The sequence below is a fragment of the Promineifilum sp. (SeqCode) genome (assembly GCF_041918635.1).
Taxonomy (GTDB): Bacteria; Chloroflexota; Anaerolineae; order Promineifilales; family Promineifilaceae; genus Promineifilum.
Genome location: NZ_JAYRVJ010000257.1, coordinates 1 through 11156, shown reverse-complemented (window position 1 = coordinate 11156; position 11156 = coordinate 1). Strand labels below are relative to the sequence as shown.

9 protein-coding genes are annotated in these 11156 nt (G+C 67.1%); 3 read left to right on the top strand and 6 right to left on the bottom strand.

Annotation, left to right across the window (positions count from 1 at the left end; all coding sequences use genetic code 11):
* A partial coding sequence (locus ACE3UY_RS08665; RefSeq protein ID WP_374687144.1) for a hypothetical protein occupies positions 1 to 1076 on the top strand: 1076 nt, incomplete at its 5' end.
* A gap of 37 nt (positions 1077 to 1113) precedes the next feature.
* Here ACE3UY_RS08665 and ACE3UY_RS08660 read toward each other — a convergent pair.
* The 5 genes from ACE3UY_RS08660 to ACE3UY_RS08640 all read right to left on the bottom strand — a co-directional run bounded on the left by ACE3UY_RS08660 (position 1114) and on the right by ACE3UY_RS08640 (position 6087).
* On the bottom strand, positions 1114 to 1611 hold the full coding sequence (locus ACE3UY_RS08660) for a pyridoxamine 5'-phosphate oxidase family protein (protein ID WP_374687143.1): 498 nt from the start codon (positions 1609 to 1611) through the stop codon (positions 1114 to 1116).
* A 147-nt stretch (positions 1612 to 1758) separates the two neighbouring features.
* Positions 1759 to 2727: an aldo/keto reductase gene (locus ACE3UY_RS08655; RefSeq protein WP_374687142.1), complete on the bottom strand. Its 969-nt coding sequence runs from the start codon at positions 2725 to 2727 to the stop codon at positions 1759 to 1761.
* Between the two features lie 200 nt (positions 2728 to 2927).
* Positions 2928 to 5402: a heavy metal translocating P-type ATPase gene (locus ACE3UY_RS08650; protein WP_374687141.1), complete on the bottom strand. Its 2475-nt coding sequence runs from the start codon at positions 5400 to 5402 to the stop codon at positions 2928 to 2930.
* An 80-nt stretch (positions 5403 to 5482) separates the two neighbouring features.
* The gene (locus ACE3UY_RS08645) at positions 5483 to 5704 is read right to left on the bottom strand and encodes a heavy-metal-associated domain-containing protein (RefSeq protein ID WP_374687140.1); all 222 of its coding nucleotides are present in this window, start codon (positions 5702 to 5704) and stop codon (positions 5483 to 5485) included.
* 104 nt (positions 5705 to 5808) lie between these two features.
* Positions 5809 to 6087: a metal-sensitive transcriptional regulator gene (locus tag ACE3UY_RS08640; RefSeq protein ID WP_374687139.1), complete on the bottom strand. Its 279-nt coding sequence runs from the start codon at positions 6085 to 6087 to the stop codon at positions 5809 to 5811.
* A gap of 502 nt (positions 6088 to 6589) precedes the next feature.
* Between ACE3UY_RS08640 and ACE3UY_RS08635 the strand changes: the two genes are divergently transcribed.
* Positions 6590 to 7573 (top strand): hypothetical protein, encoded by a 984-nt coding sequence (locus ACE3UY_RS08635; RefSeq protein ID WP_374687138.1) that lies wholly within the window; start codon positions 6590 to 6592, stop codon positions 7571 to 7573.
* Positions 7574 to 7653: 80 nt separating this feature from the next.
* Entirely contained in the window at positions 7654 to 9645 is a 1992-nt protein-coding gene (locus ACE3UY_RS08630; RefSeq protein ID WP_374687137.1) for a DUF5060 domain-containing protein, read from the top strand.
* A gap of 102 nt (positions 9646 to 9747) precedes the next feature.
* Here the strand turns inward: ACE3UY_RS08630 and ACE3UY_RS08625 are convergent, their stop codons facing one another.
* Positions 9748 to 10926 (bottom strand): NAD(P)/FAD-dependent oxidoreductase, encoded by a 1179-nt coding sequence (locus ACE3UY_RS08625; protein ID WP_374687136.1) that lies wholly within the window; start codon positions 10924 to 10926, stop codon positions 9748 to 9750.
* Positions 10927 to 11156: the final 230 nt, after the last annotated feature.

The following is an 11156-nucleotide window of genomic DNA, read 5'->3' as shown; positions in this document are numbered from 1 at the left end:
ATCGGGCCGTCGCCATCTATCAGGCGGTGATGGAGGAGACCATCGAGGCGTACAGCCAGGCCGACGACTCGACGGGCAGCCTGGGCGGTTGCATCGCCCGCGCCATCGGCGGCCTGACGGATGCCCTGGACCGGCTGTTGCCGGTGGAGCAGCAGGCGCTCTTCGTCTATTTCCTGGAGCAGGCTCCCAGACGGGAGTTCATGGGCTTCGACTGGGGCTGGGAGATGTTCGAGATGGCTGCCAGCCTGGTGGACGGCCAGGAGCGGCGCGCCCTGCTGTTCGCGGCCCTGGATGCTGTGCCCGCACCCCAAGTCGTCACGTGGGGCAGCGCCTTCCAACGGAACTACCATGCGGAAAAGGCGGCGTTCGTGAAGCTGGACGTTATCAAACGGCTGGACGGCGAGGCGGCCGCGTTCGCCTTCATGCGCAGCCAGATAGAGCACGACGGCTTCCGGCAGGCGCTCATCAAGGAGTACGTCGCCCGCGCCGATCTGGCCGAAGCTATCCGTCTGGCGCAAGAAGGTGTCGCGCTCAACGAGCAGCGGCGTTATCCCGGTCTGGTTAACCAATACCGAGCCTTGTTGCTGGACATCGTCCAGCGCCAGGGAGACAAGGCGGCGGCGGTGAGGCTGATGCGGCAATTGTGGCTGGGCAGCCGGGATACCCGCTACTTCGAGCTGCTGAAGGAACGGACGCCCCCCGGCGACTGGCCGGCCGTGCGCGAGGAACTCATCCAGGAGAGCCGGCACGAGGCGGAAGCGGCCTGGATTCTGGCGCGCGAGGGTCTGTGGCCGCGGCTGCTGGCGCTGGTCATACCGGACAAGGTCGCGCTGCTCGAGACGTACCGGAAGGAGTTGGAGGCGCGCTACCCCAACGAGGTGGCCCTGGTCTACGAGCGCGCCGTCGAGAAGATGCTGGAGCCGGTCAGCAACCGCGACACCTATCGAGACGCCTGCACCCTGCTGAGGCGCATGAAGGCGCTGGGCCAGGAGGCGCGGGTGCAAGAGTTGGTGGACGCCCTCATCCGGCAGTACCCGCAGCGGCGGGCGATGATCGAAGAACTCCGGCGGGTTTAGAAACCGGGTTTCTCAGAAGAAACCCGGTTTCTATCGCTTAACCACCTAAGTTGATCTTCTCGTTCTCGCCCAAGTCAGCCTCTTTGCCGGCCATAGCCTGGGCAAAGCCGATGATGGTGCGGATCAGGCCGTGGCCCTGCCAGTACTCGGCCTTCTGGACGTTGACCTTGATGAGGCGCAGGTTCGGGTCGTCCAGCCCCTCGGGGAAGTACGCCTTGTAGGCCGGCGACCACAGCTCCTTCATCTTGGCCCGGTCGTTCAGCAGAACGGCCGCGCCGGAGACGGATACGTAGGTGTGGTCGTCCGGCCGGGCGTAGGCGACGTTGACCTGGGGGTGATGCACGATGTCGTCGACCTTGCCGGTGTCGAGCGAGGTGAAGAACCATAGATCGCCGTCGAATTCGGCCTCCTGGGTGCTCATGGGGCGGCTGAGCAGGCTGCCGTCCTCATTGACCGTGGTCAGCATGGCGAAGTCGATGTCCTTGACCAACTCGCGCACTTTCTGGATCGCTTCTTGATTTGTCGTGTGATGCATATCGTTTCCTCTTCAGTTTGATGTGTGACAAACGTGTCCGTTGCCGGGGATGTTAGTCAACCGCTGAAGGGAAAACGCTGTGCCAGAGATACAAATCGCGCGGGTGAAACGGTTACGTAAGGGTGGGCCTGGGTTGATTGTCCCGTCCTAATACCGATCCCCAACGACCGTGATGGCTGACATGGCATCGGCGATGTCGGCGAGATCGTGGGCGGTCAATTCGATATCAGCCGCGCCCATGTTCTCATCAAGGCGTTCCAGTCGCCGGCTGCCCGGAATGGGCACGATCCACGGCTTCTGGGCCAGCAGCCAGGCCAGGGCGATCTGCGCCGGGGTCGCGCCCTTGTCCGCGCCAATACGTTCCAGCAAGTGGATGACCACCCGGTTGGCCCGGATCGCCTCCGGCGTGAAGCGCGGGTTGCCCTTGCGGATGTCAGAGCTGTCGAAGGTCTGGCTCTCGTCGATCTTACCCGTCAGGTAGCCGCGGCCGAGCGGGCTATAGGGCACGAAGCCGATGCCCAACGCTTCGCAGGTGGGCAGAACGGCCTCTTCGACGACCCGCCACCAGATCGAGTATTCGCTCTGCACGGCGCTGACGGGCTGGACGGCATGGGCGCGACGGATGATATCGGCGCCGGCCTCGGACAGCCCGAAGTGCTTGACCTTGCCTTCCTGAATAAGCTCCTTCACCGCCCCGGCCACGTCCTCAATGGGCACGTTCGGGTCAACACGGTGCTGGTAGAACAGGTCGATGGCCTCGACGTGCAGGCGTCGCAGCGACGCCTCGGCGACGCGCTTGATCTGCTCCGGCCGGCTGTCCAGGCCAGATCGGGGGCTTGGGCCGAAACCAGGCTCGTGCTTGAAGCCGAACTTCGTGGCGATGACCACCTGCCCGCGAAACGGCTCCAGCGCTTCGCCCACCAGTTCTTCGTTGTTGAACGGGCCATAGACCTCGGCCGTGTCGAAGAAGGTAATGCCGCGGTCTACGGCGGCGCGCAGAAAGGCGAGCATCTCCTGCCGATCGCCGATCGGCGCGTCGCCGAAGGTCATTCGCATACAGCCCAGGCCAAGGGCCGAAACTTCCAGGCCGCTGTTTCCAAGCTTGCGCTTTTGCATGGTGCTCACTCCCGTTTTTTGTCGTATTCGGTTGGTCTATTATAGGGCGCGGGTAGGGAAGGGGATTGTCCGATCGTGTCGGATGATTGAACGATCCTATAGAGATCGGGAAGAACGGCCAGGGGTAGGGCGATCTGGCAAATCGCCCTACGGGGGAAGACCGGCAATGAATTGCCTGACTACGAACCGGACGGGCTGCGCTACAACGTCACCCGCCGCAGCCGCAGCGCGTTCGTCACCACGCTGATGCTGCTGAAGGCCATGGCCCCCGCGGCCAGGATGGGGCTGAGCTGGCGCAGGAAGGCGGGAGCCCAGTCGAACGGGGCCAGTACACCGGCGGCGATGGGGATGAGCACCACGTTGTAGCCAAAGGCCCAGAACAGGTTCTGCCGGATGTTGCGCATCGTCGCCCGCGACAGATGGATGGCCTGCGGCACGCTGCGCAGGTCGCCGCGCATCAGCGTCACGTCGGCCGTCTCCATGGCCACGTCCGTGCCTGTGCCGATGGCTAACCCCACGTCGGCCTGAGCCAGCGCCGGCGCGTCGTTGATGCCGTCGCCGACCATGCCGACGCGCAGCCCTTCGTCCTGGAGCTGCTTGACGTAGGCCGCCTTGTCGCCCGGCAGCACGCCGGCGAAGACGCGGTCGATGCCCACCTCGGCGGCGATGGCGTCGGCCGTGGCCTGGTTGTCGCCGGTCATCATGACCACGGTCAGCCCCAACTCGTGCAGCGCCCGCACCGCCTCGGCCGAGCCGTCCTTGATGGTGTCGGCCACGCCGATGACGGCCACGGCTTCGTTGTCCTGGGCCAGCCACATCGTCGTGCGCGCCCGCGCCTCCAGCGCCGCGGCCCGCTCGCCCAGGCCGTTGAGCGACACGCCCTCGCGCTCCATCAGCCGCCGGTTGCCGACCAGCACGCGCCGGCCGTCCACCACCGCGGCCACGCCATGCCCGGCGACGGCCTCGAACCGCTCCGGCTGGCTCAGGGCCAACCCGCGCGCCTCGGCCGCCCGCACGATGGCCTCGCCCAGCGGGTGCTCGCTGCCCCGCTCCGCGCTGGCCGCCAGGCGGAGCCAGTGGTCGGCGGTAGGGGCGGGTTTGAAACCCGCCCCTACCACCACATCCGTCACCGCCGGCTCCCCCCGCGTGATCGTCCCCGTCTTGTCGAGGACGATGGCGTTGAGGCGCTGGGCCTCTTCCAGGGCGGCGCTGTTCTTGAACAGGATGCCGTGCTCCGCGCCCTTGCCGACGCCGACCATGATGGAGGTCGGCGTCGCCAGGCCCATGGCGCAGGGGCAGGCGATGACCAGCACGGCGATGAGCCGCAGCAGCGCCGGCACGAACCCCGCCCCGGCGACCAGCCAGACGGCGAAGGTCAACAGCGCCAGCACGATGACGGCCGGCACGAACCAGGCCGCCACGCGATCCACGACGCGCTGGATGGGGGCCTTGCTGCCCTGGGCCTGCTCCACCAGACGGATGATCTGCGACAGCACGGTGTCCTTGCCCACGCGGCCGGCCTCGACCGTCAGCAGGCCCTGGCGGTTGATCGTCGCGCCGATGACCGCGTCGCCGGCGACCTTGTCAACCGGCAGGCTCTCGCCGGTGATCATGCTCTCGTCCACCGAGGAGCGGCCGTCCACCACGCGCCCATCCACCGGCACTTTTTCGCCCGGCCGGACGCGCAGCAGGTCGCCGGGGACGACCTCGGCGACGGGCACGTCGCGCTCCACGCCGTCGCGCACGACGCGGGCCGTCTTCGGTTGCAGGCCGATGAGCTTCTTGATGGCCTCGCTCGTCCGCCCCTTGGCGCGCGCCTCCAGCAGCTTGCCGGTGACGATGAGGGTGATGATGACGGCTGAGGTCTCGAAGTAGAGGTGGTGACCGAGGGTCATGCGGCCGGCGGTGAGGGCCAGCAGGACGGCGACGCTGTAGAAGTAGGCCACCGACGAGCCGAGGGCGACCAGCACGTCCATGTTGGCGCTGCCGTTGCGCAGGCTCTTGAACGCGCCGGTGTAGTAATCCCAGCCGACGTAGAACTGCACCGGCGTCGCCAGGGCCAGGAACAGCCAGTTGACCCACGCGGCGTTGGCCCACGCGCCCAGCAGCCCCAGGTCGCGCCCCATGCTGAGCAGGAAGAGCGGCAGGGTGAAGATGACCCCGACGATCAGCCGGCGCATCTGGTGGGCGATCTCGGCCTCGCGGGCGGCGGCTTCGGCGTCGGCCGGCTCTTCGCCGGCGGCCGCCTCGACTACGTCATAGCCCGCGGCGCGGACGGCCGCCACCAGGTCGGCGCGCGTGACCGCGCCGGGGGCGTAGCGGACGGTCGCCCGCTCGTTGGCCAGATTGACCGACGCCTCGACGACGCCATCGACCTTCTTCAGCCGGCGCTCGATGGTCGCCGCGCAGTTGGCGCAGGTCATGCCCAGCAGGGGCAGTTCGACCTCGGCCGTGGGCACGTCGTAGCCGGCGCGACGGATGCGCTCGATGACCTCGCCCGTCACCTGGCCCGCGCCGGCCACGGCCGGGTCGTAGGTGACGGTGACTTTCTCGCTGGCGAAGTTGACGCTGGCGTCAGTGACGCCCTCGACCTTCTTGGCGTTGCGCTCCACGGCGGCCACGCAGTTGGCGCAGGTCATGCCGATGACGGGCAGCGTCAGTTGTTTGTCAGACATGTATCCTCAAGATAGGGGCTAGGTTCTAGGGGCTAGGGGCTAGGGAAAAGCGTTCTTCTCTAGTCCCTAGAACCTGACCCCTAATTAAGCGTAATCAATCCCTCTGGCGGATAGTTGATCTCGACGAGGGTGCGGCGAATCTGCTCCCAGTTGGCCGGGTCGTGCCAGCTGACGGTGACCATCTTGCTCTCCTGGTCGGCCTCGACGCTGTCCACGCCGGGGATGTCGCTCACTTCCATCTTGATCGTGTGGACGCAATGCATGCAGCTGATCGCCGGGACTTTGAAGGTCTTCGTTTCCATCTCATTTCTCCTTAAATTAGGGACTAGGGGTTAGGGGCTAGGGGCTAGGGAAGAGCGCTCTGCCCCTAGTCCCTAGTCCCTAGCCCCTGTTTTGCGTGAGCCTCTTATTTCTTTCCACTCACAGCAAACACACTCGTGATCTCCTGCAACATCCGCTCCCGCTCCTCGGCATCGTCGCCCTGGATGGCGGTGGTGACGCAGGTGCGCAGGTGGTTGTCCAGCAGCAGCGCGCTGACCTTGTTCAGCGCGGCCTGGACGGCCTGAATCTGCTTGATGACGTCGATGCAGTAGGCGTCATCGGCCACCATGCGCTCGATGCCGCGCAGGTGGCCGGCGGCGCTGGCCAGGCGTTGGGTGGCGTCTTGACGGGTTTGGTCGTTCATGGTCTTTTTCGGGGCGCGTCGCCCATAACCCCCACCCCCCTGGGGAGGGGGTATGGCAGGAGTATAGCGCGCTCCGCGGCTGGTGTCAAGTCAGGTTCGTAGTCGGGCAGTTTTGAGCATTAACAAAAGAATACGGATATATAGGGTCGAGTTGGCAAAGCCAACAAAGGACAAGCCTCGACGAGGCCGCCCGGGCCTGAAGGCGCCGGGCTAGTCAACAACGCCGGCCGAGGCCGGCTGCCGAGCAACTGTGTCTTCAAGGCCCGTTCACGGGCCGTTGTTCACTAGCCCCGGGGCTTCAGCCCGGGGCGGTCCAGACCAGAGCGTGCCGAGCGGTATCCGTATTCTTTTGTTAGTCTCAACATTGCCTGACTACAAACAAGCACTGGGGGCAGACACGCCGGTCTGCCCCAACCGTAGGCGGGCGTTTGACTTCCCCCGGCCCCAACCCGTATACTTCTAACCAACTGCTCGCCTTGTTCCAGCGCGCATCGAACCTACCATGACCGATATGGCTCTGCCGCTCAATCACCACTACGAAGTGCTCCAGGAGAACTCGCCGGCCGTGTGGTATGAGCGCAGTTGCGCCGTCACCGGCGAGACGTTGCGGGCCGGCGCGCCGGTGGTCGTCTGCGACAACGCCCCCGGCCAGGATCCCATCTCCGAAGAGGGCTGGCGAACGGTGAACGCCTGCCCCCATTGCGGCCAACTGGCGCGGCCGGCCGCCGTCTACGTCCCGCCGGTTTGGGGCGGAAGCGTGACGCCGCCGATTGTCTCGTCGCCGCCGACCATCCCGCCGCCGTCGCCGGCCCGGGGGTCGCCGCTGTTGCTGGGGGCGCTGGCGGCGCTGCTGCTGCTGGCCGGCGCGGTCGCCGTGGCCGCCTTCACCTTCAGCCGGCGCACGGCCGAACGCGACCCCGAGCCGCCCACGGCCACCGTGGCCGTCGTGCAGGTGACGGCGACGCCGGCCGCCGCGACCGCCGCGCCCACTGCGCCGGCCGCGCCCACGGCCACAGTCGAGATGCTCCCTTCGCCCACGCTCGCGCTCGTCAAGACCGCGGCCCCTACCCCCGCGCCGCTGCCCTCGCCCACGCCGCCTTCCCCGGCGACGGTCGCCGAGCCAGGCATTACCGCGCTCTCTCTGGTCAACCCTGGCGCCGGCTACCTGTTCGAGTTGCGCGATGGCGCGACCGTCGACCTGAGCGAAGTGGGCGCGAACTACCTGACCATCGTGGCCGACGTCAACGGGCCGGTGGGCAGCGTGACCTTTTTCGTGGATGGCGAGCGCCATTGCCGCGGCGCGACCTGCGTCGAGAACGCGCCGCCCTATTACATGCACGGCGACGCGAGCGGCGATCCCTACAGTGACTGGGACTGGAGCACGATGCTCGGCGCGCATACAATCAGCGCCGTGGCCTGCACCGGCCCCGACGCTACCGGCCGGTGCTATCCGGCTCTAGAGATTGACCTGACCGTCACTCCATAAGGCCCGACACGCTTATGAACCCTTTTCCCGCGCCCGGCGCGCATTCCCGCTCTCCCTCCCGCCGGTGGTCTATTTTACTCGTGCTGAGCTTGATCCTGATCGGCGTGGGCATGCTGCTAGAGAGGGTGCTCGACCGGGAGACGGGCGGACCGGCTCTGGCTACGGCGGCCCATCCGGCGTCCGCGACCGACGCTGAGCCAGTCGCGACCCGTCCGGCGGCTGTCGCGGCGACCAACCCGGCGGCGACTAACGCGGGGCGCGCCTTCGTCCCGCTCATCTTCGGCCGTTACGCGCCTACCGCCTGCGATGGCGTGGCGAGCTACGCCGCGCCGGCCGTGATCGAAGGCCAGCTCGTCGCCTGGCACCCGCTCACCGTGCGCTTCAGCGGCCCGGCCGCCGCCGAGAGCGACGCCGCGCCCAACCCTTTCCTCGACTACCGGCTCAGCGTGCGCTTCGTCTCCCCCTCCGCCCGGGTCTACGACGTGCCCGGCTTCTTCGCCGGCGATGGGCGAGGCGGCAGCGCGGGCGACCAGTGGGCGGTGCGCTTCTCGGCCGATGAGCCGGGCCGCTGGCGCTACTGCGCCTCGTTTCGCGCCGGGCCGGGTGTGGCCGTCGAGCTAAGCCCCCTGGCCGGCCGGCCGGCGGCCTTCGACGGCGCGAGCGGCGCGTTCGACGTGGCCCCGCGCGACCCCGACGCGCCCGGCTTTCTGCGCTGGGGGCGGCTGGAGTACGTCGGCGGCCACTACCTCAAGTTCCGCGACGGCCCCTATCGCATCAAGGGGGGCACGAACAGCCCGGAGAACTTCCTCGGCTACGTTGGCTTCCGCAACACCGACGACCAGGGCGGCATCCTCCCTGGCTTTCTCCATCGCTACACGCCCCACGTTGACGACTGGCGCACGGGCGACCCCACGCTGCCCGGCATGATCGACGAGGGCCGGGGCATCATCGGCGCGCTCAACTACCTGTCGGCCCAGGGCGTCAACTCCATCTACTTCCTGCCGATGAACCTGGGGGGCGATGGGGCCGATACCTACCCCTTCCTGTCCCCCACGGACACAACCCACTACGACGTGGGCAAGCTCGAACAGTGGAACGTCGTCTTAGAGCATGCCCAGCGGCGCGGCATCGCCCTCCACATCGTGTTGAACGAGACCGAGCCGGAAAACCGAACCTGGCTGGGCGACGGCCTGAGCGTCGAGCGACGCCTCTTCTACCGCGAACTGGCCGCGCGCTTCGGGTATCTGCTGGCGATCAAGTGGAATCTGAGCGAAGAGAGCGTCTTCACCGCCGAAGAGTCGCTGGCCTTCGCCGGCTACTTGCAGGCGCTCGATTGGGCCGAGCACCCCATCACCCTGCACAACCCGACCGACTGGCTGTTTGTCTACGATCCGCTGTTGGGCCGTCCGGAGTTCTCGGCCACGGCCCTGCAATATGGCCCCAACCACGCCAGCGAACTGACCGAAGGGTGGCGGGCGGCCTCGGCCGCCGCCGGCCGGCCGTGGGTGATCGAACTGGACGAGAACAACCCGGCCGCGGAGGGCCTGGCCCCCTGGAACGCCGGCATCTTGCGCAAGATCGCCCTCTACGACACCTACTTCAGCGGCGGCCACATCGAATGGTATGCGGGCAGCCACGACCTGCCCACCGGCGGCGACCTGAATCTGGAGGACTTCGGCACGCGGGATGCGATGTGGGACTACATGCGCTACGCCCGGCGCTTTCTGGAGCAGCACACCCCCTTCTGGCTCATGTCTCCGGCCGACCACTTGCTGACGGGCGAAGCACCCGATTTTGGCGGCGGCGAGGTTTTCGCGCTGGAGGGGCAGGTCTATGCCATCTATCTGCCCAACGCTGCCGCCGTCGGGGCGACGCTGCGCGCGCCGGATGGGGAGTATGACGTGCGCTGGTATGACCCGCGTACGGGCCAGATGAGCGACCGGCGGCTGCGGGTGACGGCGGCGGCGGGGCAGCTGCCCCTCGGCCCGCCGCCCAGTACGCCGGAAGGGGACTGGGTCGCCCTTATCACCGCCGCCGGCTATACCCCTTCGCCAGTGAATGCGTACCCTTGAATAAATGAACCACGGATTTTCACGGATGCTACGGATTTCACGGATTGAATGTCGAGTTCAATCCGTTCTTATCCGTTAAATCCGTGATAATCTGTGGTTGATTCATTCTCTGATCCGGCCCACCAGGGCTTCCGGGGCGTGACGATCACCGGCCTCGATGAGGGCGCGGGCTTCGTCCAGCTTGTCCCAGATATTCCACGTCAGCACGCCGCGCACGCGCCCATCCCGCAGGTAGTAGAGCACCCCTTTGTCGTACCGCTCCTGCCAATCCTCGACGATCTCCAGCCGCGCATCGACCTGCCCGACCGCCTCATAGCCATAGTCGAACAGGTCAGAGTAGAACATCGGCAGGTAGGTGTACGGCTCGTTGGCCCCGGCCATGTTGCGCCCGGCGGCCCGGCCCATGGCCCGCGCGGCGTCGGCGTGCTCCACGCGCCGCCGCTCGCCCAGCACGGCGTCGGGGTAGTTGGCCGCGTCGCCGGCGCTGTAGATTTCGGGCCGGGCGGCGCGCAGGTAGGCGTCCACGGTGATGCCGTTGTCCACCGGCAGCCCGATGGCCTGGGCCAGATCGACGTTGGGCGTGATGCCGATGCCCGCCACCACCCGATCGGCCGGCAGGCGGCCGCCGCTGCCGGTCAGCACGACCGCCTCCTCCTGACCTTCCTCGATGCCCACCACCTTTTCCCCGGTCAGCACCGTCACGCCCTTGTCGCGGTAGTACTCGTTCAGGTGCGCCGCCAGATGGGACGGGAAGACGCGGTCGCTGAGGCCCTTGTCGGGGAAGACGATGGTCACCTCGTTGCCCTGCTTACGCAGCGCCGCGGCCACCTCTGAACCGATGAAGCCGCCGCCGATGACGACGAAACGCGCCCCGGCGGCCGCGTCGGCCCGCAGGGCGTGGTAGTCGTCCAGGGTGCGGTAGTAGTTGACCCAGTCGCCGCCATAGGGCAGGCGGCGCGGCGTGCCGCCTGTCGCCAGCAGGAGGTTATCGTAGGTGTAGACCGCGCCGGCATCGTCGGTGGCGCGGCGGGCGTCGGCGTCCAGTTCGAGAATGCGGCGGCTGAGCCGCAGGTCTACCCCGTCGGGCAGCGCCACGTAGATCTCGTCGAGCCGCTTCTTGCCGTCCCACAGCTTCTTGGAGAGCGGCGGGCGGTCGTAGGGGGGTTCGTGGTCGGCCGAGACGAGGGCGATGGGGCCGCCGGCGTCGTAGTCGCGGATGCCCTTGGCCGCCGCCGCGCCGGTCATGCCGCCGCCGATGATGAGGTAGGGGTAGTGGGCCACGTCTTCACCTCCGAATGGATGATAGTTGGGGCCATTCTACCACGAATGGGCGGCCCGCCAGGTCGTTGACCTGGCGGGCCTTAGGCTCTATGGGCCGGGGGTTAGATAAATGTGGTAACTACCCGAACTGGAGCGGTCGAAACTGCGAGCGTAGATGCGGTAAGTGCCCGTTGTCCACAGCCGGAAGTCGTAGATCAGGGCATCGTCGCCGCCGCCGCTGTCGTCGTCCT

What these genes read in the sequence shown, in the direction of transcription:
- ACE3UY_RS08660 (WP_374687143.1), bottom strand. Translation starts at nt 1,611, where the DNA reads ATGCATCACACGACAAATCAAGAAGCGATCCAGAAAGTGCGCGAGTTG.
- ACE3UY_RS08655 (WP_374687142.1), bottom strand. Translation starts at nt 2,727, where the DNA reads ATGCAAAAGCGCAAGCTTGGAAACAGCGGCCTGGAAGTTTCGGCCCTT.
- ACE3UY_RS08650 (WP_374687141.1), bottom strand. Translation starts at nt 5,402, where the DNA reads ATGTCTGACAAACAACTGACGCTGCCCGTCATCGGCATGACCTGCGCC.
- ACE3UY_RS08645 (WP_374687140.1), bottom strand. Translation starts at nt 5,704, where the DNA reads ATGGAAACGAAGACCTTCAAAGTCCCGGCGATCAGCTGCATGCATTGC.
- ACE3UY_RS08640 (WP_374687139.1), bottom strand. Translation starts at nt 6,087, where the DNA reads ATGAACGACCAAACCCGTCAAGACGCCACCCAACGCCTGGCCAGCGCC.
- ACE3UY_RS08635 (WP_374687138.1), top strand. Translation starts at nt 6,590, where the DNA reads ATGACCGATATGGCTCTGCCGCTCAATCACCACTACGAAGTGCTCCAG.